The organism is Bradyrhizobium macuxiense, from assembly GCF_001542415.1.
In the GTDB taxonomy this organism is placed as follows: Bacteria; Pseudomonadota; Alphaproteobacteria; order Rhizobiales; family Xanthobacteraceae; genus Bradyrhizobium; species Bradyrhizobium macuxiense.
In genome coordinates, this window is record NZ_LNCU01000034.1 from 151,030 (window position 1) to 174,784 (window position 23,755).

Here is a 23,755-nt window from a genome sequence, read left to right on the forward strand (position 1 = left end):
GCTTGCCTCGGCGCCCGCCTTGGTCGCCAGCGCGGTCTGCGTCTCGACATCGCGTCGCGACGCCGCGAGATCCTGTTCCAGCCGGCTCGCGCGGTCGCGTTCCTGCTGCAGCGATTTTCGCAGGTCCGCCGAGCCGGCGTCCGCGGTCATCTTCGGATGGCTTGCCTCGGCGCCGGTCTTGGTCGCCAGCGCGGTCTGCGTCTCGGCATCGCGCCGCGCCGCCACGAGATCCTTCTCCAGCCGGTCCAGCCGGCCCACGCGGTCGCGTTCCCGCTGCAGTAATTCTCGCAAACTCGCCAAGTCTGCGTCAACCGCTCGTTTTGAATAGCAGGCTTCGTCACTTGTCGTCGCGGCTTGCGTGCGCTGCGGATCACTCGCCGCCATCTGCGCGACAGGCTTTGATGTGTCGCTCCTCCGGCCGAGGTCGTTCGCCAGCGCGCCCGGCGCACACGCCGCCAGGAAGGCCGCAGCGAACCACAGCGGCCCTCTTCCGATCGCATCCACATTACTTCGCCGCCGCATGGCGATATGATCTGTCTTGAAAAGTCACGACACCCCGTCGACATGCGAAGCCTAGTCCTCGTGAAGAGGACCTCGGCTAACTCTTTGGGGTTAGCTGCAAGCAAAAAGGAGGGTGTCATTGAGCGATTAGGTGACCGCGGAGGCATCGCCGGGTAGCAGCGCGACGCTCACGCGGCCCCTGCCGCATATTCGCATCACGAATACGGATTGATCAGCTTCTGCTGCTCGGTGGCGTGGCGCGCCAGGAGGTCGATGAAGGTCCGCACCTTCGCCGACAAATGATGGCGATGCGGATAGACCGCGTTCATCGTGAGCTCGACCGGCCGGTATTCGGGGAGAAGACGGACAAGCTGCCCCGACTCGAGTTCATCGCGAACCAGGAAACCCGCCGCAAGGAACACGCCGACACCGGCAAGTGCCGCGAGCTTCAACGTTTCGCCGCTGTTGGAAGTGAGATTGCCTGACACCTTCACCGATGCCGGCGCGCCCTTGCGATCGACGAACTGCCATTCGAAACCGTAGGGGTAGTTGACGTGGCGGACGCAGTTGCGCGTCTCGAGATCGGCGAGCTGCTCCGGCTTGCCGTGCTGCTCGATATAGCCGTGCGAGCAGCACAGCACGTGCCGCCAGGTGGCGATGCTGCGCACGATCAGGCTTGAATCGCGCGGCGGAATGATCTGCACCGCGAGGTCGAAATTCTCGTCGAGCAAGTCGGCATGGCGCTCGCCGATCGCGAGGTCGACCTTGACCTCGGGATAGGTCGCCAGGAACTCGGCGACCGCGGGCGCGAGGAACTGGACGATGTGGGTGTTGGTGAAGATGCGCAGCGTGCCGCGCGGCACCGACTGCAGCGCCCCCGCAATGTCGTCGGCCTGTTCGATGTCGGCGAGGATCTGGACGCAGCGGTCGTAATAGGTCTGGCCGATCTCGGTCAGGCCGACCTTGCGCGTGGTGCGGTTGAGCAGGCGCACGCCGAGCCGATCCTCCAGCGACTGGACGTGATTGCTCACCATGGTCGTGGACATGTTGAGCTTGCGGCCGGCTGCGGAAAAGCCGCCGGCATCCACAACCCGGACGAAGGCGGTCAGACTGGTCAGGCGATCCATTTGGCAAGGTCCGGATTATCCGCGCTGGCTTGATAATGCTTCCAGTTTTATCGGGATTATCACAGAGGGGAGAACATTGCATCTAAAGCGCGGAAGCCGGCGCCCTCCGTCTGAGGACGCGTGCATCGATCCGGAGGATGCCATGTCGACCGCCACTTATGTGACTGAAGAAACTACAAAAATTGGCCTGCGCCCATCGCGGAAGGCGATCAAGCGGGCGGCGCTTGCGCTGGCGGCGGCGCTCGGCATCGCCGTCGCCGGCGATTTCGGCTACGACTACGTCACCACCGGCCGCTACCTCGAGTCCACCGATGACGCATATGTGAAGGCGGACTCCACGATCATTGCACCGAAAGTATCGGGCTACATCGCGCAGGTCCTGGTCCGCGACAACCAGCCGGTGAAGGCGGGGCAGTTGTTGGCCCGGATCGACGACCGCGACTACCGCGCCGCGCTCAACCAGGCCAAGGCCGACGTTGCCGCCGCCGAAGCGTCTGTGCGCAACCTCGACGCGCAACTTTCTCTGCAGCAGCCGGTCATCGAGCAGGGCAAGGCCGACGTCACCGCCGCCGAGGCCAATCTGAAATTCGCGCAGGAAGAGCGGGCCCGTTATGACGATTTGATGAAGACGGGCTCCGGCACCGTGCAGCGCGCGCAGCAGACCGACGCGGCGCTGCGCTCCAGCACCGCGCAACTGCAGGGCTCGAAGTCCGGCCTGTCGGCCGCCGAGCGCAAGGTCGACGTGCTCTCGACGCAGCGCGCGCAGGCCGTGGCGCAGGTCGACCGGGCGCGCGCGGTCGAGCAGCAGGCGGAGCTGAACCTGTCCTATGCGCAGATCACCGCGCCGGTCGACGGCACGGTCGGCGCCCGCACGCTCCGCGTCGGCCAGTATGTGCAGGCCGGCACGCAGCTCATGGCCGTTGTGCCGCTCGATGCAGTCTACGTGGTCGCCAATTTCAAGGAAACCCAGCTCACCAATGTGCGCAACGGCCAGCCGGTCGAGCTCACCGTCGACAGCTTCCGCAACACGACGCTGAAGGGCCATGTCGACAGCCTGTCGCCGGCGAGCGGCCTCGAGTTCGCGCTGCTGCCGCCCGACAACGCCACCGGCAACTTCACCAAGATCGTGCAGCGCGTGCCGGTGAAGATCGTGCTCGACGACCACAAGCTCGCCGGCCTGCTGCGCCCGGGCATGTCCGCGATCCCGACCGTCAACACCAAGGCGACGGTGCTGGCGGAGCGTGGGGCCGGCAAGCATGTTGCTGCGGACGCGACAACAGCACGTGGGAACGGCAGCTAAGAGTCGTCGACGAACAGAAGCGCAATCGACGTTACAAAACGCGATCGATCGCCGGAGCAGCTCTTCTTCGTGCCGCGATCACGGACGGCAGGGCTCCCTCCCTCCTTGTGGCCCGCAAGGGGGAGGGAGCCTGGCCAGCGTGCACACCTTACGAACTGAACGCTCGTAAACGATGTGCCGACGCCACGCGTCATAGCTGCTCGGCTCATTATCAATCGCAGGCGGACAATCCTTCCGGTTTTTCAGCGATTATCGAAAGCAGCTTCGTAATGCATGTTCATTGCAAGCAACTCGGAGACCCCAATGACCGCGCTCCAGCCCACATTCAACGCAGCCAACGCTGCCGATCTCAAAACCCCGCAGGCCACGCCGACCGCGCCCGCGACTTCGACGAAGACGTGGATCGCGGTGATCGGGGCCAACCTCGGCGCGTTCATGGCGGTGCTCAACATCCAAATAGTCAACGCCTCGCTCGCCGACGTGCAAGGCGCGATCGGCGCCGGCATCGATGACGGCGGCTGGATCTCGACCTCCTATCTGATCGCCGAGATCATCGTGATCCCGCTGAGCGGCTGGCTCGCGCAGGTGTTCTCTGTGCGCAAATATCTCCTCGTCAATGCGTTCCTGTTCCTGGTGTTCTCGGCGGCGTGCGCGCTGGCGCAGGACCTGCCGCAGATGATCGTGCTCCGCGCCGTGCAGGGCTTTTCCGGCGGCGTGCTGATCCCGATGGCGTTCACGCTGATCATCACGCTGCTGCCGAAGGCGAAGCAGCCGATCGGGCTCGCGCTGTTCGCGCTGTCGGCGACGTTTGCGCCCGCGATCGGCCCGACCATCGGCGGCTACCTGACCGAGAACTGGGGCTGGCAGTACATCTTTTATGTCAACCTGGTGCCCGGCGCGATCATGATCGGCATGCTGTACGGTTCGCTCGACTCAAGCCCGATGAAGTTGTCGCTGCTCGCGAAGGGCGACTGGCCCGGCATCATCACCATGGCCATCGGCCTCGCCGCATTGCAGACGGTGCTCGAGGAAGGCAACAAGGACGACTGGTTCGGCTCGCCCTTCATCGTCCGCCTGTCGGTGATCGCAGCCGTCGCGCTGACCGCGTTCCTGGTGATCGAACTCACCGTCGAAAAGCCGCTGCTCAATCTGCGCCTGCTCGTGCGTCGCAATTTCGGCTTCGGCATGCTCGCGAACTTCCTGCTCGGCATCGCACTGTACGGCTCGGTGTTCATCCTGCCGCAGTATCTGTCGCGCATCCAGGGCTACAACGCCGAGCAGATCGGCATGGTGCTGGCCTGGACCGGGCTGCCGCAGCTCGTGCTGATCCCGCTGGTGCCGCAGCTGATGCAGCGCTTCGACTCGCGCATCCTGATCACCGTCGGCTTCGCGTTGTTCGCAGGCTCCAACTTCATGAACATCTACATGACCAACGACTACGCCACCGACCAGCTGTTCTGGCCCAACATCGTCCGCGCGGTCGGCCAGGCGCTGGTGATGGCTCCGCTGTCCGCGGTTGCGACCGCGGGCATCGAGCTGGAGAACGCCGGCTCCGCCTCCGCCCTGTTCAACATGATGCGCAACCTCGGCGGCGCCGTCGGCATCGCCGTGCTGCAGACGCTCTTGACCAAGCGCGAGCAGTTTCACTCCAACGTGCTGAGTCAATCGGTCTCGCTGTTCGAGGAAGCGACCCGCGCGCGGATCGCGCAGCTGACCCAGTACTTCATGAGCCATGGCGTCGCCAACCAGGCGGATGCCACCAGCCGCGCGTTCGTCGCGATCGGCAAGATCGTGCAGAAGCAGTCCTTCATCCTCGCCTTCAGCGACACCTTCTACCTGCTCGGCGCTGCGCTGATCGCGGCGCTGATCGCGGGCCTGTTCCTGAAGAAGCCGGGCCATCTTGCCGACGGCGGCGCGCACTGAACATCGATACTCAACCGAAGACGGAGAACGACCATGAAGCCCCGCATGAACTTCTACCAGGCCGCACCCGAGACCATGAAAGCGCTGGTCGCGGTGGAAAGCCAGATCAGCGCAAGCGGTCTCGAACAATCGCTGATCGAACTGGTCAAGACCCGCGCCTCGCAGATCAACGGCTGCGCTTACTGCATCAACATGCATACCGAGGACGCCCGCAAGCACGGCGAGACCGAGCAGCGGCTCTATTTGCTGAATGCCTGGCGCGAGTCACCCCTCTACAGCGAGCGCGAGCGCGCGGCACTGACCTGGACCGAGGCGCTGACCTTGGTCTCGGAAACGCACGCACCCGACGCCGACTACGAGGCCGTACGCGCCGAGTTCACGGACAGCGAACTCATGAACCTGACCACGCTGATCGGCACGATCAACGCCTGGAACCGGATCGCCATCGGCTTCCGCGCGGTGCATCCTGTCAAGGCGAAGACGGCGGCGTGAGCCTCATCCTGTCCGCCCTATATTCCGCTGTCATGCCCCGCTTCATGCGGGGCATCCAGTACGCCGCGGCCTCTCGGCTCACGCACCGACGTCTCTGGAATACTGGGTCGCCCGGTCCCCGTCTACGCCAAGACTTCGACGAGGCCATCAATCCTTGGCGCGCCGAAGCTTAAGCGAAGGCGGCGAGCCGGGCGATGACACCACGAATGTGGAAAGATCACACCGCCGTCGCCTGGGCGAAGTCGACATAGATCTCGCGCAGGCGGGCGGTCATCGGACCGACCTTGCCGTCGCCGACCTTCCTGCCGTCGATCGCGACCACGCCCTGCACGAACACCGATGCGCTGGTGATAAAGGCTTCCTTGGCGGCGAGCGCTTCCTCGACCGTGAAGGCGCGCTCCTCGATGCGGAGCTGACGCTCCTCGGCGAGCTTGACCACGGCCTTGCGGGTGCAGCCGGGCAGGATCTCGTTGCCGTTCTGCCGGGTCACGATGACGTCGTCCTTGGTGACGATGAAGGCCGACGACGAGCCGCCTTCGGTGACCTTGCCCTCCTCGATCATCCAGGCTTCGCCGGCGCCGGCTTCGGCCGCGGCCTGCTTGGCCAGCACCTGCGCCAGCAGCGCCACGCTCTTGATGTCGCGCCGGGTCCAGCGGATGTCGGGCACGGTGATGACGTTGATGCCGGTCTTGGCCGAAGCCGCGTTGATGATGTCCTTTTCCGAGGTGAACATGATCAGCGTCGGCTTGACGTCCGCCTTCGGGAAGGCGAAATCGCGTCCCTTGTCGGCGCCGCGGGTCACCTCGAGATAGACCATGCCGTTGACGAGGTCGTTGCGCTTGACGAGCTCCTTCTGGAGCTCCTCGATCCGCCCCAGGGTCTCCGGCAGCGCCAGCTTGATCTCGCCGACCGAACGCTCCAGCCGCGCCAGATGCGAGGCGTTGTCGATCAGCTTGCCGTCGAGCACCGCGGCCACCTCGTAAATGCCGTCGGCAAACAGGAATCCGCGGTCGAAGACCGAGACCTTGGCCTCCGAGTGCGGCACGAACGAGCCGTTGACGTAAGCGATCTTTTCCAAGCGAGTTCTCCTGCGGACGGAAGGGCGGTTTCAGGCCTTCGTATACGCAAATTGTTAACGCGGATAAACCCTGCAGCCCGTCATTCCGGGGCGCCTCGAAGAGGCCAACCCGGCCCAGCCCGTCATTGCGAGGAGCTCGCGACAAAATTGCGAAGCAATTTTGCGCTGAAGCGACGAAGCAATCCATCCCTCCGCGCCCGTGGACCGATTGCTTCGCTACGCTCGCAATGACGACGGATGGGCCGCCGCTTCAGAGCTAATGCTGCAGGATCTTCGACAAGAACTTCTGCGCCCGGTCGCTGCGCGGCTTGCCGAAGAAATCGGTCTTCTTGGCGTCCTCGACGATCTCCCCGCGGTCCATGAAGATGACCCGGTCGGCGACCTTGTTGGCGAAGCCCATTTCGTGGGTGACGACCATCATGGTCATGCCGTCGCGGGCGAGGTCGACCATCACGTCGAGCACCTCGCTGATCATTTCGGGATCGAGCGCCGAGGTCGGCTCGTCGAACAGCATCGCGATCGGATCCATCGCGAGTGCACGCGCGATCGCGACGCGCTGCTGCTGGCCGCCCGACAACTGGGCGGGAAACTTGGTCGCATGCTCCGTCAGCCCGACGCGGTCGAGCAGCTTCTTGCCCTTGGCGAGGGCCTCCTCATGCTTGCGGCCGAGCACCTTCTCCTGCGCGAGGCAGAGATTGTCGATGATCCGCAAATGCGGGAACAGCTCGAAATGCTGAAACACCATGCCGACGCGCGAGCGCAGCTTGGGCAGGTCGGTCTTGGGGTCGTTGACCTTGATGCCGTCGAGGATGATCTCGCCGCCCTGGATCGGCTCCAGCGCATTGACGCATTTGATCAGGGTCGACTTGCCCGAGCCGGACGGGCCGCAAACCACGACCACCTCGCCCTTGGTGACGCTGGTGGTACAGTCCTTCAGCGCCTGGAAGCTCGGCCCGTACCATTTATCGACGTGATTGATTTCGATCATGCCTGACTCAAGGTTGCAACGAATACAGCTCTGACACCTCTCCCATGGGGAGAGGTCGGATCGCGCGAGCGATCCGGGTGAGGGGTTTAGCTCGATCGATAAGCCGAATCCCCTCACCCGGCGCGTAGCCTGTGCTCGGACGGCGCGAAGCGCCGATCCGAGTGCGCCGACCTCTCCCTATGGGAGAGGTGAAGGTATCCGTGCCTCGAGCTGAAGGTCGCATGGCAAGCTACCGCACGATTGAAATACGCGCCTGCAGGCGGCGGACGCCGATGGATGCGATACTGGAAATGACGAAGTAAACCAGCGCCGCGAACAGGTACATCTCGACCAGGCGGCCGTCGCGCTGCGCGACCTTGCTGGCGGCGCCGAGGAAATCCGTGATCGACAGCACGTAGACCAGCGAGGTGTCCTGGAACAGGACGATGGTTTGCGTCAGCAGCACCGGCAGCATGTTGCGGAACGCCTGCGGCAGCACGACGTAGCGCATGGTCTGGCCGTAGGTCAAGCCGAGCGCGTTGGCCGCGGCCGGCTGCCCCCTCGAGATCGACTGGATGCCGGCGCGCATGATCTCGGAGAAATAGGCTGACTCGAATGCGATAAAGGTGATCAGCGAGGACGCGAACGCGCCGACCGAGATCGGCCGCGACGCGCCTGTCAGCCACTGCCCGATATAGGGCACCAGGAAGTAGAACCAGAAGATCACCAGCACCAGCGGCAGCGAGCGTATGAAGTCGACATAGAGACCGGCGACGCGCGCGAGCAGCCGGTAGCCGGACAGCCGCATCATGGCGATCAGCGTGCCAAACACGAGGCCGCCGAACGCGGACAGTGCGGTGAGCGTCAGCGTGAAGCGCATGCCCTCGAAAAACAGATAGGGCAGCGCGCGGCGGATGACGTCGAAATCGAAATTGCCGATCATCGTCATTTCCCCGAAATATAGCCAGGGATCGCCACGCGGCGCTCGAGGAAGCGCATCGCGGTCACCACGACGAAGTTGAGCAGGAGGTAGAGCACGGTCGCCGCCGTGAACGCCTCGAACACCTGGAAGGAGAACTCCTGCATCGAGCGCGCCTCGCCGGTCAGCTCCAGGAGCCCGATGGTGATGGCCACCGCGCTGTTCTTGATGGTGTTGAGGAACTCGGAGGTCAGCGGCGGCAGGATGATCCGGAACGCCATCGGCAACAGTACGTAGCGATAGGTTTGCACCGTGGTCAATCCGAGCGCCGTCGCAGCCAGCTTCTGCCCGCGCGGCAGCGAGCCGATGCCCGCCTGCAACTGCACGGCGACGCGGGCCGACATGAACAGGCCGATGCCGATCGCAGCCGTCCAGAACGGCGCGTTGGGCATTTGCTTGAGCCACAGCCCGGCCGACTTCGGCAGCAGCTCCGGCAGCACGAAGAACCACAGGAAGAGCTGCACGAGCAGCGGCATGTTGCGGAAGAATTCGACGTAGGCGAAGCCGATCGCCGACGCCGTCCGCGACGGCAGCGTGCGCATCACGCCGACCACGGAGCCGGTGACGAGCGCGATGATCCAGGCGAGCAGCGACACCTCGACGGTGACCACCAATCCCGCCAGCAACAGGTCGAGATAGGTGCCGGTCCCCATCGGGTTCGGCTCAAGGAAAATATGCCAGTTCCAGTTATAGTTCACGGGTCCCCCGCGGTGCCGCGACGATCATGCACGACGTCAAATCCGAACGCGACGTCTATGCAAATGTCCGGCCATTCTCCTCCAAAAATGGCCGGACACGCTTACTTTCAAAAACCCTGCCCCGAAAGAGGCAGGGATCTATCCGCGTCATTGCGAGCGGAGCGAAGCAATCCATGCTTCCTTACGCTCGGTGACAATGGATTGCTTCGCTCCGCTCGCAATGACGCGGAGGAAGTCGAGCTCCCTTACTTGTAAGAGGCCGGATCCGGCGAGTCGGACGGCTTGGCGAACTCATGCGCGAGTTCCGGCCCCATCGGAACGTTGAGGTTCAGGCCCTTCGGCGGAATCTTCTGGGTGAACCACTTGTCGTAGATCTTCTTGCCTTCGCCGCTGGTGTAGAGCGCGGCGGTCGCGGCGTCGACGACCTTCTTGAACGGCTTGTCGTCCTTGCGCAGCATGATGCCGTAGGGCTCGGGCGTCGAGAACGCATCCTTGGAGATGACGTAGTCATCAGGCGACTTCGAGCCGGCCACGAGGCTCGCCAGCAGGATGTCGTCCATCACGAAGGCCACCGCGCGGTCAGTCTCGACCATCAGGAAGGCTTCAGCGTGATCCTTGGCCGGGATGATGTTGGCGCCGAGCTTGCGCTCGACATTGGCCTCGGTGAGCTGCTTGATGTTGGTAGTGCCGGCGGTCGAGACCACCGTCTTGCCCTTCAGATCGTCGATCGACTTGAGCCCGCTCGACTTCTTGAAGACGTAGCGGCTCGCGGTCAGAAAGTGGGTGTTGGTGAACCAGACCTGCTTCTCGCGCTCGGCATTGTTGGTGGTCGAGCCGCATTCGAGATCGACGGTGCCGTTGGCCATCAGCGGAATGCGCGTGGCCGAGGTGACCGGGGTGAGCTTGACCTCAAGCTTGTCGAGCTTCAGCTCCTTCTTCACGGCATCGACGATCTTGTAGCAGATGTCCATGGCGTAGCCGATAGGCTTCTGGTTGTCGTCGAGATACGAGAACGGAATCGAGGAATCGCGGTAGCCGAGCGTGATGGCGCCGGTGTCCTTGATGTTCTTCAGCGTACCGGTCAGCTCGTCGGCCTGCGCCTGGCCCGCGCCGAGCGCGGCGGCGAGCGCGAAGCCGATCAGATAATTGCGTGTCATACCTCTACTCCTTGAATGGAAACGATCGATCTATTGCGCGAGGATCTCGGCGAGGACGGGTGCGATATAGCGGCGAAACTGTTCGGGATTCTCGCTCATCGGAAAATGACCGAGCTTCTCCATGATCGTGACGCTGGCGCCCCCTATTGCCGCTGCCGTCCGCCTCGTGTCCTCAGGCGTGCAAGAGAAATCATACTCGCCCGTGAGCAGATAGAGCCTGCATACTTTAGTATCGATTGACCCGACCCGGCCGCGTAGGTCGCCGTCCACCCGATAGAAGTAGAGGTCGCCCTTGAACACGCCGGGGCCACCCTGCTTGTAGGCCCACAACGTTTCCATCCGCGCCTCCGGCGGACTCTGCGGGGCGACAAGGCCCGACACCAGCGCTGCGCAGACCTCGCCGCCGTGAACGTCGGGACGGTTCAGCCAGTTGGTGTCGTACCACGGCGCCTGGAAGTCGGCGGCCTCGAGCCCGATCAGCGCCCGGAACTCGGCCGCATGTTCGATCGCGAGGTTGAGCACGATGCGGCCGCCGATCGAGCAGCCCATCACCACCGGCTTCTCCAGCTTGAGCGCGCGGCAGAACGCACGGATGGTCTCGGTATAGCGCGCGGTGGTGAGTTGGTATTCATCGCCGATCCCGCTTGTCGGCGGATTCGACTTGCCATGCCAGGGCATATCGAAGGCAATGATGCGGAAATTTTCGGCAAACTCGGCGTCAGTGAGCAGATGCCGCCACTGCCGCGCGTCGGACCCCGCGGTGTGCAGGCAGACCAGCGGAATGCCTGCCCCGTTTTCCTCGAAATAGATGCGGTGCAGTTCGCCGCCGATCTCGACGTGAACGTAGCGGCCGACCATCGGTTCGATGTGGCCGTTCATGATGCGGCCGCCTGCGCTTGTGCCCGCGGCAGCGCCAGCAGGTCCTTGAAGTACTGCAGATGTGTCATGAAGGGATGCAGGTCGCCTTCCAAGACGGCCTCACCGCGCTTGGTCAGCGCCAGCAGATCATGCCAGCCGGGCTTCGGCTCGGCCTGCCAATAGGCCGTCCAGGCCTGCGCCGTCGCGCGATAGGAGAAACGCCAGGAGCGCATCAGGACCGGCGCCGGTGTGAGCTCGACGATGCGGCCACCGCGGATCGCGGCGTAAAACGGATGATCCATCGGGCCGAGGCGGCAGTCGCAATCGAGCAACCGGCCGCGCACGACCAGCGCCGGCGCGCGGTCCAGCAACGCGGGAAGGCCGGCAAACGCACGGATCACGGCGTCGTCGGTGGCGTCAGGCGATGGTGTCATCTGTCGAGCAGGGTTCCGGCGGCAGGCGTGCACATGATGACCGGAAGCGCCTGATGCCGCAAGGCGGCGCGATATCACGGTTCCCCAGATTATACACTTGACCAAATGCCACGCGCGATCAACGGCAGGCGCCCCTTCTCGGCACGTTGCCAGGTGCCGCCAATCTTACAAAGCCGACTGCTAGGCTGCTGCTTCCTTGAAGATGAAGCCGAATTAACGAAATACGGCTAGCCGTCGCGGTAAGCGATGCCACATATCCCGTTGCATGCGGTGAAAATCATCGCAGCGAGATGCAGCACCTCCGATCCTGATCACGGACGCCATCAAACCAAATCGCTCGTGGCAGGGTCGGACGGTATGTGTCGATTCTGAACAATCACCAGCAGATCCGGCGGGTTCGCCGAGCTTGATCGCGCGCAACGGTTCCGTCATCTGCACTCCCTTCGATAAGGAGGCATTCGCGATGGCTGACTCCGCTTCTTCTGCAATTTCATCGACATCGGACAAGGCCTCGCGCCGCGACTTTCTCTACATCGCGACCGCCGCGTTCGGCACGGTCGGCGCCGTAGTGTCCATCATCCCCATGATCACCCAGATGAATCCCGATGCCTCAACACTGGCGGCAGGCGGGCCGGTCGAGCTCGATCTCTCGAAGGTCGCGCCGGGACAGCAGGTGGTGCTGCGCTGGCGCACCAGGCCTGTGTTCGTGACCCACCGCACGCCTGAAGCCGTGCAGAAGCTCAAGGACCCGGCGCTGCTCTCGCTGTTGGCCGATCCGCAATCGTCGGAATTGCAGCAGCCGACCTACGTGCAGAACTGGCATCGCTCCATCAAGCCGGAATTCGGCGTCGTGATCGGCATCTGCACCCATCTCGGCTGCATTCCGCTGTACGAGCCGGACCCGAACGCAACGTCACCGGCCGCAAACTGGCCGGGCGGCTATTTCTGCCCGTGCCACGGTTCCAAATACGATCTCGCCGGACGCGTGTATCACGGCGTGCCGGCGCCCTATAATCTGCCGGTTCCGCCGCATCACTTCCCGAGCGACACCATGCTCCGGGTCGGCGAAAACCCGCAGAGCTCCGATTTCGACTTCGCCTCGATCAGACAGATCTAGCGGTGACTGTTTCACCTCTCCCCGACGGGGAGAGTATTTCGAACCCGTGGCCGTAGTTCAGAATCATAACGTCTTGAGCGAGACATCTTGCCGTCAGGCCTGGCCTCAGCTCACCCTGGCGGGGCGGCTGGGTTTCGGCGCCTGCGCGATTGCGCGCGCCAGCACCTGGGCTTCCTTCTTCAGCATCTCGGCAAGCTCGCTTTCGCGGCGGCGGATGCGATCGGATGCGGCACCGATCGAGAGCGCCGCGACCACCTCGCCGGCATCATCGCGGACGGGAACGCCGACGCCGCCCATGCCGGGAAACGCGGCGTCGAGCAACACGGTATGGCCTGCCTTGCGCGCCAAGGCCACGCGCTCGCGCAGGAATTTTGGCGTGATGCGCGGCGATTTCGCCAGCCGCGGCATGATCACCTCGATAACAGCCTCGATCTCCGCATCCGGCAGCCACACCAGCAGCGCGAGCGCGCCGGCGCCGACGCCGAGCGGACGGCGGCTGCCGATCTGCAGATAGTTCGGCTGCAACGGATGGCTGCCGACCGAGCGCGCCAGATAGAGCGCCTCGACGCCGGAGCGCACCGAGAGCAGCGCCGTATCGGCGGAGCGCTCGGACAGCCGCAACAGGCTCGGCTGCGCCAGCTCGGCGATGTCGACCGAGCGCCGCGCGCCGACCGCCATCACCCGCGCCTCCTGGCCGAGCTCGTAGGTCTTGGCGCCGGCGACGCGGGCAACAAAGCCCTCCTCGATCAGCGAGTTGAGTATCCGCAACGCGGTGGCCTTGTTCAGCGAGGTGGCATCGGCGATGTCGGTCAGGCGCAGCGGCGAACGCTGCGCGAGCACGCGCAGGATCGCGCAGACCTTCTGGATCGCGTTGAACTTGTCGGGCTGGCCCGGCTCCGGCAACGCCCTCTTTCGGCCGGCCCGTGCGGTCGCAGTCGTGGAGGCGTTCATGCCATACCCTCGGTTACAAATCCTGATCCGGACACAACGTCCGTCATGGACATGGCTCCGCGTGGCCATCATCCTAGAGCGGATAACGGCCGCGGCACATCGTATACTTTCGTCAGATGAAACTTTGATTTCGACTATTTGCGTTGCTTTGCAGCAACCTAACAAATGTGAATTTCGTAGCACGAAATCAGGCCCGGATGCAGCTAGAGCATGATCCGGAAAAGTGTGAAGCGGTTTTCCCTCGCGACAAACTCGAAGCGTTTGCGCGGAGATCATGCTCAAACAAAAAGCTAAAGCGCGATGACGATTCAGCCTGATCTCATCGCGCTTTAGGCCAGCCGCATCCGGCGAATCGTGAACAGCGCGCAGAGGCTGAGGATGCACACGGCGGTGAGATAGTAGCCCGGCGCCAGCTCGCCGATCGGCGCGAAGCCGCCCATCCAGGTCATGATCGCAGGTCCCATGCCGCCGAACAATGTGACGCCGATATTGTAGCTGAGACCGAGCCCGGTCGCGCGCGTCGCCGGGGGAAACAGTTCCGACATCAGCGCCGCCAGCGGCCCGTAATAGAGCGACTTGAGGACGCCGAGCCAGAGCACGCCGAGCAGAATGATCGTCGGTGTCGGCTTGCCGGTGAGCAGCAGGAAAGCCGGAAAGATCGACACCAGCAGCAGCAATGCGAACAGGATCATGTGCGTGGTCCGCCCGATCCTGTCCGAGACCATGCCGGCAATCGGCGCGAGCAGCGCGACCGCCGTCTGCGCGGCAAACGAGGCCATGAAGCCGACCGATGGCGGCAGGCTCAGCGTCTTCACCACATAGGTCGGCATGTAGACGATGAGGTAGTTGACCGCGGTCGACACCGCGAGCGCGCCGATCGCGAGGATCGTGGCAAGCTTCTGCCGCGCGAACACCTCCCTGACCGGCGACTCCTGCTTGCCTGCCGGCGGCGGGGTCGCATCGTCGACATGGTTGCGGATGTAGATGCCGACCGGGCCGATCAGCACGCCGAACAGGAACGGCAGCCGCCAGCCCCAGGATTGCAGGTCCTCCGGGCTCATAAGCGAGGTCAGCAGCGCACCGAAGCCCGCGCCCAACAAGCCGCTGACGCCCTGGCTCGCGAACTGCCAGCTCGCGACAAAACCGCGCCGCTCCGGCATGTGCTCGACCAGGAACGCGGTCGAGGAGCCGAACTCGCCGCCGGCGGAAAATCCCTGCACCAGGCGCGCCAGGATGATCGCGATCGGCGCCACGATGCCAATGCTCGCATAGGTCGGCATCAGCGCGAGCGCGAGCGTGCCCAGTGTCATCAGCACGATCGACAGCATCAGCGAGGCCTTGCGGCCGTGACGGTCGGCATAGGCGCCGAGCATGATGCCGCCGATCGGGCGGACCAGGAACGACAAGCCGAACGAGCCGAAGGTCAGCAGCAGCGAGGTGGTCGGATCATTCGCCGGAAAGAACGCCTTCGAGAGGTACACCGCGAAATAGGCGTAGATCGAGATGTCGTACCATTCGAGCGCATTGCCGACCGAGGTCGCGACGATCAGCTTGGTGATGTTCTTCTTCGTGGCGACATCGGCTTGAGTATTGAGGGGCGTTGTCAGGTTCATCTCGCTCTTAGCTGATGTTAGGCGCTGCTTTTTCAACTCGTCGTGCCCCGCCTTGGGCCGGGCATCCACGTCTTTGTCTCCGAGCGACATTCAAGTCGTGGATGGCCGGGTCAAGCCCGGCCATGACGAAGAATGCGTCTTACGCCTTACGCGGCGTCTCACCGAGATCCCAGAACAGCCCGGCCATGATGGCGAGCGCCTCTTCGGTCACCGGCAGCAGGATGTGCTCGTCGGGGGCGTGCTGCGAGCAGCCCGGATAGGAATGCGGCACCCAGATCGTCGGCAGGCCGAGGCCTTCGGAGAACACGTCGTTCGGCAGCGAGCCGCCGAAATTCGGCAGCACCGCGGGCGCCTTGCCGGTGGTCTTGCGGATCGAATCCGCCGCCCAGTCGATCCACGGGCTGTCCATGTTGGTACGCGAGGCGCCGAAGCGCTGCGTGCCCGACACCTCGACCATCGGAAATCCGTTCTTGTGCAGATAATCCCGCACCGCGTCGATCACTTCGAGATGCCTTGTGCCGACGACGAAGCGAAGCTGCAGCACCGCACTTGCCTTGCCCGGAATTGCGTTGGCGGGTTTTTCGATGTTGCCCGACGACATCGCCAGCACTTCGAGCGTGTTCCAGGCATAGAGCCGCTCGGCCGGCGTCAATCCCTCCTCGCCCCAATCTTCCGCGAGCGCAGGCTCGTCCGCCGTCGGCTCGACCTTGACGTCGGCGAGCGCGGCGCGGACGCGGTTGGAGATCGGCGGGGGTTTCAGGATCTCGAGCTTCATGCGGCCCTTGCCGTCGACCAGGCTCGCGATCGCGTTCGCCAGGATCGTGGCGGGGTTCGCGAGCACGCCGCCCCAATTGCCGGAATGGTTGCCGCCCTCGCGCAGGTTGACGTCGAGATGGATGCGGTTGCCGCCGCGGCAGCCGAGGAAGACGGTCGGACGTTCCGCCGACAGTCGCGGGCCGTCGGACGCGATGAACAGATCGGCCTTCAGCTCCTCGCGATGCGCCTCGCAGACCTCGCGCAGATCGGGCGAGCCGATCTCCTCGCCGGTCTCGATGATGAATTTTGCGTTAAAGCCGAGCGTGCCGCCGCGCGCCTGCTTCACCGCCCGAAGTGCGGCCATGTTGATCGAGTGCTGGCCTTTGTTGTCGGCAGTGCCGCGGCCATAAGCGCGTTCGCCTTTCACGGTGATCTGCCAGGGATTGAGCCCGTCGCGCCATTCGCCGACCATGCCGTCGACGACGTCGCCATGGCCGTAGGTCAGGACGGTCGGCCGCGACGCGTCTTCGCGGTAATCGGCGATCAGGTAGGGCCCACGACCGGTCGGAGACTCGATCAGCCGGGTCTTGAAGTCGAGCTCGGCGAAAGCCGGCTGCAGGTTCTCGACCAGATAGGCGCGCAGCGCATCGGTCTTGTCGGCATTCAGGCTCTCGGTCTGGTAGCCGACCCTGCGGTCGAGTTCCTTCAAGAACTGTCCCGATTGAAAATGCTCTCGCACAGCAGCGATTGCGTCGGCCCGTGTTGCCATGATTGTCCCTTCGCGCGATCAAGTCTCAACATGATCTCGCCGAAAAACGTCTGCGCAACGCCGGATCATGCTCTGGAGGCGGCCAACTTATCGGGATCGGATGGCGGGAGGAAGGGGCGCGAACGCGAATGGGCCTTGCCAAAAGGTGGCAAGTCGCAACAAGTTGATCCGCGAAAAGCGCGGCCCCGGCCGGGCCTCAACGACGTGCGTCCAGGTTTCAACAATGACAAAACAAATCCGGCTCAACGCCTTTGCCATGAATTGCGTGGCGCATCAGTCGCCCGGGCTCTGGACCCATCCGCGCGATCGCACCAAGGACTACAACAGGCTGTCCTATTGGACCGATCTTGCGAAGACGCTGGAACGCGGCCGCTTCGACGGGCTGTTCCTCGCCGACGTGCTCGGCGTCTACGATGTCTATGCAGGCAGTCCGGATGCGGCGCTGCGCAACGCGGCGCAGACCCCGGCCAACGAGCCGTTGATGCTGATCCCGGCGATGGCCGCCGTGACCGAGAATCTCGGCTTCGGCGTCACCAGCAATCTTTCGTTCGAGCCGCCCTACCCGTTCGCAAGACGGATGTCGACGCTCGATCATCTGACGGGCGGCCGCGTCGGCTGGAACGTGGTGACCGGCTATCTCGACAGTGCGGCGCGCGGCGCGGGCAAGGACAAGCAGACCGCGCATGACGACCGCTATGAGCTCGCCGACGAATATATGGAGCTGGTCTACAAGCTCTGGGAAGGCAGCTGGGAGGATGACGCCGCAATCCGCGACGTCGCCCGCGGCATCTTCACCGATCCTGCGAAGGTGCATCCCGTGCATCATGAAGGGAACAACTACCGGCTCAACGCGATCCATCTCTCGGAGCCGTCGCCGCAGCGTACGCCCGTGCTCTATCAGGCCGGTACCTCGCCGCGCGGCCGGCAATTCGCGGCCGAGCATGCCGAATGCGTGTTCATGTCGGGCCCGTCATCGAAAGTGATCGGCCCGCGGGTGTCGGCGATCCGCGAGCTTGCCGCGGCGAAGGGCCGCAACCCGGCCGAGATCCTGATGTTCTCGATGATGTGCATCGTGGTCGCGCCGACCGAGGCGGAGGCCAAGGCGAAATACGCGGAGTATCGCAGCCACATCAGCCACGAGGGCGCGCTGGCGCTGATGTCGGGCTGGACCGGTGTCGACTTCTCGACCTATTCGCTCGACCAAGAAGTGCGCCACGTGCAGAACGACGCCGGTCGCTCCGCGATGGACAACGTCACCCGCGCCGATCCCGACAGGGTTTGGACCGTGCGCGAGGTTGCCGAGCATGTCGGCATCGGCGGCGCCGGTCCCGTTGTGGTCGGCTCCCCCGAGCAGGTCGCCGACAAGATCGAGCAATGGTTCGAGGAGACCGGTGTCGACGGCCTCAACGTCGCGTTTGCGATCTCACCCGGCGATTTCGAGGATATCGCCGACGTGCTGGTGCCGGAGCTGACCAGGCGCGGCCGCTATAAGCGGGACTACGCCAAGGGCACGCTGCGCGAGAAGCTGTTCGGTGCGGGCCGTGCGAGGCTCGATGGCACGCATCCGGCGAGCAGGTACAGGGTGAAGCCGCGTGGGGCGGCGGAGTAATCTTCACCGTCATTGCGAGCGAAGCGAAGCAATCCATAGCTCCACACGTGCGGAACAATGGATTGCTTCGTCGCGGAGCTTGTCATCGGGCGCGCGTTCGCGCGACCCGTTGGCTCCTCGCAATGACAATGATGGATTTGGCGCTTTGTAAGCCGCTCAATTCACCGAATTGCTCACCACGACCTCGATCAGCTTCGCACCCGGCCGGCTGAATGCGGACTTCATCGCGCCCTTCAGCTCCTGCGGGTCCGTGATCCTGATCGCCTCGAGACCGAGCGAACGCGCGACGCCGGTGAAATCGACCGGCGGATCGATGAAATCCATGCCGACGTAATGATCATCGCCATGGAAGGCGAGCAGGCGCTGCTTGATGATGCGGTAGCCGCCATTGTTGACGATGACGAAGGTCAGAGGAAGCTTGTGATTGGCCGCGGTCCACAGCGACTGGATCGAATACATCGAGGAGCCGTCGCCGGAATAGCAGACCACCGGCCGCTGCGGATTGGCGAGGCTGACGCCGACCGCAGCCGGCAGGCCCCAGCCGATGCCGCCGGAGGCGAGCGCGTGATAGCCGTAGCGATCGCGGTGTGCGCGCAACGCGAGGATCTGTCGCGACGAGGTTAGGCCCTCGTCGACCAGGATGGCGTTGTCGGGCATCGCCTCCACGACCTGCAGCGCCAGCCAGTCCGGATCGATCGGCGCGGTGTGGCTCGCCTTCGAGATCTGCTCGACCAGTGCCTTGCGCTTCGCTGTCCAGTTCTTGCCCGCAAGTGCGGCCAGTCCCTGCTTGGCGCGGGCCTGTAGCGCGCCGCCGCCGATTTCCTTGAGCGCCGGCACCAGCGCGCGCAGCGTTTCCTTGACGTCGGCCTTCACCGCGATCTCGGCGCCATAGTTCTTGGCGAGATCGTTGTCGACCAGACCGACCTGCACGATGGACAGGCCATCCGGCAACGGATCTACCTCGCTGTAGACGGACATACGCAGCGGATCGCCGCCGAGCGCGATCAGGAGATCGTGCGGCGCCAGCACGTCGCGGGCAACCTTCTGCAGGCGCGCGATCGCACCCATGAAGCACGGGCTCTCGGAAAGGAAATGCGAACCGTAAGGCGTTGGCGATTGCCAGGCCGGGCAGCCCAGCGCCTCCGCGAGATCCGCGGCCTCACGCAGCGCGTCGCTCTTGACGATTTCGTCGCCGACGACGATCACCGGGCGCTCCGCCCTCAGGATGCGCGCGGCGAGCGCCTTCAGCGAGTCCTCCGACGGCCTGACCCGCGTATCGACGCGAGTGGAGCGGCCGAGCTCGATGCCGGCCTCGGAATTGAGGATGTCGCCGGGCAGCGAAATGAACACGGGCCCGGTCGGCGGCGTGGTCGCGATCTTGGCCGCGCGGCGGACGATCCGCGGCAGGTCTTCGAGACGCGTCACCTCGACCGCCCATTTGACCAGCGGCGTCGCCATCTGCACCAGCGGACCATAGAGCACCGGCTCGGTCAGCCCGTGGCCCTGCTCCTGCTGGCCGGCGGTGAGGATCAAGGGCGTGCCGGTGAAGCTCGCGTTGTAGAGCGAACCCATCGCGTTGCCGAGTCCCGGCGCGACATGGACGTTGCAGGCGACGAGCTTGCCCGAAGCACGGCTGAATCCGTCGGCCATCGCGACGACCAGGCTCTCCTGCATCGCCATCACGTAGGTGAGATCGGGATGGTCCTTCAGCGCATGCATGATCGGCAATTCGGTGGTGCCGGGATTGCCGAACAGATGCGTGACGCCCTCGTCCTTCAACAGCGCCAGGAATGCCGAGCGGCCAGTAATGCGGTTCTTCATGTCTCCTCCGGGCCCGCGGCAGCGTTGACCGACGGGACGACGGAGATGACCAAACTTGCGCGGCGGGAGCAATCGAGCACGCGATCATGGCTGCATTCCGCAGGCGCGCGCCTCATCCGCGTTCCCGTTTCCATCGCCATGATAGGATCGCGAAAATCCCGCGCTGCGGGTATAGATCAGTGGGGAGGAGTCATTGCCGCATGCACGCGTATTCACCATCATCGTCGGCGCCGCTCTCGTGATCGGCCAGGCCGCCCCCTCCCTCGCCGCCCCGCGCGACCGCTTCTACTGGATGTCGCAGATCAACCGCGCCTCCGCGGTCATGATCGCCGAGCGCGGGATTGTTCCCAAGCCGCTGGCGGCGAAGATCCATGACGCTATCGTCACCGTCGATGCCGCCGGCGATCAACCGGGAGCGCCGCGATCGGGCGACTATCTGAAGGTGGAGCAGGACCTGATGGCGGCGGGCGGCCCCGATATCAGCCGCCTGCACTCCGGGCGCAGCCGCCAGGACATCGGATCGACCACCCAGCGGCTCATCACGCGCGACGATTTCCTGACCGCCTTCGAGAAGCTGAACGGCTTGCGCGATGCGCTGCTCTCGCTCGCCGCACAAAATCCGAATGCGATCATCCCGGCCTATACCTGGGGCGTGCAGGCGCAGCCGATCACCTTCGGCCACTACCTCTCGGCCTATGCCGCCGCGCTCGAGCGCGAGGCGACGCGGATGCGCGAGGCCTATGTGCGCCTCAACCAGTCGCCGCTGGGCGCCGCGGCACTCGGCACGTCGAGCTTCCCGGTCGACCGGCCGCGGCTCGCAGAGCTGCTCGGCTTCGGTGCGGTGGCGGAGAATTCGCTCGACGCCAACCAGATCTCGCCGATCGACGGCGGCGCAGAGCTCGCCGGCCTAGCGACATCGGGTTCGCTGACGCTCGGCGCACTGATCGCCGACGTCACCACGCAATATGCGCAAAGCGAGCCATGGATCCTGCTCGCCGAGGGTGCCGAGACCGGCATCAGCAGCATCATGCCACAGAAGCGCAATCCGGCCGGGCTGGTGCGGCTCCGCGCCGAGGCCAGCAATTTGATCGGCGAGGCCACAACATTCACGTTCATCGCGCACAATGTCGAGGCCGGCATGAGCGACTACAAGGATTTCGGCAACCCGAAGGAATATCCGAACGCGCTATTGCGCGACATGGCCGGGCTGTTCGCCCACGGCGAGGCCGTGATCCGCTCGATGCGCTTCCGTCCCGAGCGTGCGCTCGACGAAGTCAACGGCGATTATTCGACCACGACCGAGCTTGCGGACGTCTTGCAGCGTGAGGCCGACGTGCCGTTCCGGATCGGCCATCACTTCGCGTCCGATCTCGTCAACTACGGCCGCGGTCATCACCTGCGCGCCAGCCAGATTCCGTTCGCCGAGGCGCAGCGCATCTATGCCGAGGTCGCCACGACCGCGAAGGTCGATACGAAGCTGCCGCTCTCCGAACAGCAATTCCGCCGCGCGCTGACGCCGGAGAACATGGTGAGTTCGAGCAAGGGCCTCGGTGGCCCACAAGCCAGTGAGGTTGCGCGCATGCTCGCCACGGCGAGCGACCATCTTGCCGCCGACAGAGCGTGGCTCGATGCGACGCGCGCGAAGCTGACGGCAGCGTCGCAAAAGCTCGATCAGGCTTTCGCGGCGCTCAAGGATGCGAAGTGAGGGGCGAGATGCGTCAGAACATCCCCTCGCGCTCGCTGCGCTTCTTCTTTTTCGAGCGCTGCCAGACCACGCCGGGATAGCCTTTCAGCGGCACCAGCGGCTCGCCGATATAAGCCCATTCCTGCAGCTCCTCGATCGCGATGTGATAGAGCGGCTGGCGGCCGGTGCGCCCCGAAAACAGTGCGCGCGGAATGTTGACCATGTGCGGAGCGCGCGCCCGCTCGTAGATGATCGGCGTGCCGCAATTGGCGCAGAAGCTGCGCGCCGTCTTGGTCGCAGCATCCTCGTAGCGCGAGAGTTCGTCCGCGCCTTGCGTGATGCGGAAGCGCTTTTTCCAGCTGCCGACATAGGTCGCGTACGCCGCACCATGCGCGCGGCGGCTCGCCTGCGTGTGGTCGTGCCATGCCCAGCGCGCCGGCACGTCGATCTCGAAGCGCACCTTGCCGCACAGGCACTGCCCCGCCGCGGGCTTGGCGAGCGCCACGGGCTTGGGCTTCTTGGTCGGCTCGAAGCCGTCGTCTTCCGGAAACATGAAGGTCTCCCGGTTGGCTCGCAGCACCGTCATTGCGAGCAAAGCGAAGCAATCCATCCGCGCCGAGGAGCGATGCGTCGTTTCGCTCCTCGCAATGACGAGGATGGAGCTATGTAGCCTGGACGCAGCGGAGCGAAATCCGGGTTACAAGATCACGCCTGCGCCATTTCGTCGTGCACGGGATAATCCGTGTAGCCCTTCTCCTCGCCGCTATAGAACGTCGCGCGATTGTACGGCGTCAGGGGGTAGCCGCGTTCGAGGCGGCGCGGCAGGTCCGGGTTGGAAATGAAGTAGCGGCCGAAAGCGATCGCATCGGCATGGCCTTCGGCGATCGCGCTCTGCGCGCTTCCGCCGACAAAGTTACCGGCCGTCATCAGCACGCCGCTCCACATCGGGCGATACAGCACCATCGCGGACGGCACGTTCTGCCAGTCGACCTCTGCTCGCCCGGTGCCGGAAGCACGCGGCTCGATGAAATGCAGATAGGCGAGGCCGAGCTTGTCCAGCGCCTTGATGGCGTGGCTGTAGAGCGGCATCGGGTCGGCCTCGCCGCTGCCGTTGGCGATACCGTAGGGCGAGAGCCGCACGCCGACGCGTTCGGCGCCCCAGACGTCGATCGCGGCCTGCGTCACCTCCATCAGGAAGCGGACGCGGTTCTCGATTGACCCGCCATATTGATCGGTGCGCAAGTTGCTGCGCGACTGCAGGAACTGCTCGATCAGATAGCCGTTGGCGCCGTGGATCTCGACGCCGTCGAAGCCGGCGGCCAGCGCATTCTTCGCGGCCTGACGATAGGCCTCGACCATCAGCGGGATCTCGCTGGTCTCGAGCGCGCGCGGCGTCTCGTACTCGACCACCTTGCCATCGGCCGTCATCGTCTTGAGCTCTGGAATCGCCACCGCCGACGGCGCAACCGGCAGAACGCCACCCGGCTGGTAGGACGAGTGCGAGACGCGGCCAACGTGCCAGAGCTGCAGGAAGATGAAGCCGCCCTTGGCGTGCACGGCGTCCACGACTTCGCGCCAGCCCGCGATCTGGGCCTCGGTGTAGATGCCGGGGACGCCGGGATTGCCGAAGCCGGTCGCGACCACGGGCGAGGCCTCGGCGATGAGCAAGCCGCCCGGCGTAGCGCGCTGCGCGTAATATTTCGCATTCAGCGGCCGTGGCGCGAGGCTCGGCTTCGCCGCCCGCATCCGCGTCAGCGGGGCCATCACGATGCGATGCTTGAGCTGGTAGGGCCCGATCTTGAGAGGAGAGAACAGCGACGGAGGATTCATGCCTGCCCCGATTATACCTGATGATGGCCCGTTATCTCACGGGTTCACCTTGTTCGCAAAAGCGGGTAGTGGCAATCTACCCACGAGATAG

At 64.4% G+C, this 23,755-nt stretch carries 20 protein-coding genes and 1 pseudogene; 6 read left to right on the forward strand and 15 right to left on the reverse strand.

The annotated features are described in order from the left end of the window. Both AS156_RS42770 and AS156_RS08720 read right to left on the reverse strand, forming a co-directional pair. Window positions 1–258 (reverse strand): annotated as a pseudogene (locus tag AS156_RS42770) (hypothetical protein); the annotation flags it as partial. A gap of 458 nt (window positions 259–716) precedes the next feature. Next, complete coding sequence (locus tag AS156_RS08720; RefSeq protein WP_066502691.1) at window positions 717–1,628, reverse strand: LysR family transcriptional regulator; 912 nt, start codon at window positions 1,626–1,628, stop codon at window positions 717–719. Between the two features lie 142 nt (window positions 1,629–1,770). On the opposite strand from AS156_RS08720, the gene AS156_RS08725 reads away from it, so the two are divergent. The 3 genes from AS156_RS08725 to AS156_RS08735 all read left to right on the forward strand — a co-directional run bounded on the left by AS156_RS08725 (window position 1,771) and on the right by AS156_RS08735 (window position 5,343). Next, window positions 1,771–2,928, forward strand: a complete 1,158-nt coding sequence (locus tag AS156_RS08725) for an HlyD family secretion protein (RefSeq protein WP_066502693.1) — start codon at window positions 1,771–1,773, stop codon at window positions 2,926–2,928. A gap of 303 nt (window positions 2,929–3,231) precedes the next feature. Beyond that, window positions 3,232–4,851 (forward strand): MDR family MFS transporter, encoded by a 1,620-nt coding sequence (locus AS156_RS08730; protein WP_066502696.1) that lies wholly within the window; start codon window positions 3,232–3,234, stop codon window positions 4,849–4,851. 33 nt (window positions 4,852–4,884) lie between these two features. Continuing rightward, window positions 4,885–5,343, forward strand: coding sequence for a carboxymuconolactone decarboxylase family protein (locus AS156_RS08735; protein WP_066502699.1), 459 nt, complete (start codon window positions 4,885–4,887; stop codon window positions 5,341–5,343). 217 nt (window positions 5,344–5,560) lie between these two features. Here AS156_RS08735 and AS156_RS08740 read toward each other — a convergent pair whose 3' ends face one another. The 7 genes from AS156_RS08740 to AS156_RS08770 form a co-directional block, all read right to left on the reverse strand. Beyond that, window positions 5,561–6,421 (reverse strand): D-amino-acid transaminase, encoded by an 861-nt coding sequence (locus AS156_RS08740; protein WP_066502702.1) that lies wholly within the window; start codon window positions 6,419–6,421, stop codon window positions 5,561–5,563. A gap of 256 nt (window positions 6,422–6,677) precedes the next feature. Then, entirely contained in the window at window positions 6,678–7,409 is a 732-nt protein-coding gene (locus AS156_RS08745) for an amino acid ABC transporter ATP-binding protein (RefSeq protein WP_066502704.1), read from the reverse strand. A gap of 229 nt (window positions 7,410–7,638) precedes the next feature. After that, window positions 7,639–8,331 (reverse strand): amino acid ABC transporter permease, encoded by a 693-nt coding sequence (locus AS156_RS08750; protein WP_066502933.1) that lies wholly within the window; start codon window positions 8,329–8,331, stop codon window positions 7,639–7,641. Window positions 8,332–8,333: 2 nt separating this feature from the next. After that, a complete protein-coding gene (locus tag AS156_RS08755; RefSeq protein WP_066502706.1) occupies window positions 8,334–9,065 on the reverse strand; it encodes an amino acid ABC transporter permease in 732 nt (243 codons plus the stop codon). A 245-nt stretch (window positions 9,066–9,310) separates the two neighbouring features. Further along, on the reverse strand, window positions 9,311–10,222 hold the full coding sequence (locus tag AS156_RS08760) for an amino acid ABC transporter substrate-binding protein (protein WP_066502709.1): 912 nt from the start codon (window positions 10,220–10,222) through the stop codon (window positions 9,311–9,313). A 30-nt stretch (window positions 10,223–10,252) separates the two neighbouring features. Beyond that, the gene (locus AS156_RS08765) at window positions 10,253–11,101 is read right to left on the reverse strand and encodes an alpha/beta fold hydrolase (protein WP_066502711.1); all 849 of its coding nucleotides are present in this window, start codon (window positions 11,099–11,101) and stop codon (window positions 10,253–10,255) included. Continuing rightward, window positions 11,098–11,514 carry a hypothetical protein gene (locus tag AS156_RS08770; protein WP_066502713.1) on the reverse strand — a complete coding sequence of 139 codons (417 nt, stop codon included), beginning with the start codon at window positions 11,512–11,514 and terminating at the stop codon, window positions 11,098–11,100. The genes AS156_RS08765 and AS156_RS08770 overlap by 4 nt, the downstream gene beginning before the upstream one ends. Window positions 11,515–11,977: 463 nt before the next feature. Here AS156_RS08770 and petA point away from each other — a divergent pair, with 463 nt between their 5' ends. Continuing rightward, a complete protein-coding gene (petA, locus tag AS156_RS08775; protein ID WP_066502940.1) occupies window positions 11,978–12,631 on the forward strand; it encodes a ubiquinol-cytochrome c reductase iron-sulfur subunit in 654 nt (217 codons plus the stop codon). 105 nt (window positions 12,632–12,736) lie between these two features. On the opposite strand, the gene AS156_RS08780 is transcribed toward petA, so the two are convergent. From AS156_RS08780 to AS156_RS08790, 3 genes are all read right to left on the reverse strand, one after another. Further along, the gene (locus AS156_RS08780; protein ID WP_160331068.1) at window positions 12,737–13,582 is read right to left on the reverse strand and encodes an IclR family transcriptional regulator; all 846 of its coding nucleotides are present in this window, start codon (window positions 13,580–13,582) and stop codon (window positions 12,737–12,739) included. A 329-nt stretch (window positions 13,583–13,911) separates the two neighbouring features. Further along, window positions 13,912–15,264, reverse strand: coding sequence for an MFS transporter (locus tag AS156_RS08785; protein WP_245312627.1), 1,353 nt, complete (start codon window positions 15,262–15,264; stop codon window positions 13,912–13,914). A gap of 70 nt (window positions 15,265–15,334) precedes the next feature. After that, on the reverse strand, window positions 15,335–16,720 hold the full coding sequence (locus AS156_RS08790; protein ID WP_066502720.1) for a M20 family metallopeptidase: 1,386 nt from the start codon (window positions 16,718–16,720) through the stop codon (window positions 15,335–15,337). Between the two features lie 223 nt (window positions 16,721–16,943). On the opposite strand from AS156_RS08790, the gene AS156_RS08795 reads away from it, so the two are divergent. Continuing rightward, on the forward strand, window positions 16,944–18,329 hold the full coding sequence (locus AS156_RS08795; protein ID WP_066502723.1) for an LLM class flavin-dependent oxidoreductase: 1,386 nt from the start codon (window positions 16,944–16,946) through the stop codon (window positions 18,327–18,329). 156 nt (window positions 18,330–18,485) lie between these two features. On the opposite strand, the gene AS156_RS08800 is transcribed toward AS156_RS08795, so the two are convergent. Then, the gene (locus AS156_RS08800; protein ID WP_066502727.1) at window positions 18,486–20,150 is read right to left on the reverse strand and encodes a thiamine pyrophosphate-binding protein; all 1,665 of its coding nucleotides are present in this window, start codon (window positions 20,148–20,150) and stop codon (window positions 18,486–18,488) included. 193 nt (window positions 20,151–20,343) lie between these two features. Here AS156_RS08800 and AS156_RS08805 point away from each other — a divergent pair, with 193 nt between their 5' ends. Continuing rightward, window positions 20,344–21,855 (forward strand): argininosuccinate lyase, encoded by a 1,512-nt coding sequence (locus tag AS156_RS08805; protein ID WP_245312628.1) that lies wholly within the window; start codon window positions 20,344–20,346, stop codon window positions 21,853–21,855. A gap of 13 nt (window positions 21,856–21,868) precedes the next feature. On the opposite strand, the gene AS156_RS08810 is transcribed toward AS156_RS08805, so the two are convergent. Further along, complete coding sequence (locus AS156_RS08810; protein ID WP_066502945.1) at window positions 21,869–22,387, reverse strand: GFA family protein; 519 nt, start codon at window positions 22,385–22,387, stop codon at window positions 21,869–21,871. Window positions 22,388–22,539: 152 nt separating this feature from the next. Continuing rightward, window positions 22,540–23,664, reverse strand: coding sequence for an alkene reductase (locus tag AS156_RS08815; RefSeq protein WP_066502730.1), 1,125 nt, complete (start codon window positions 23,662–23,664; stop codon window positions 22,540–22,542). Window positions 23,665–23,755: the final 91 nt, after the last annotated feature.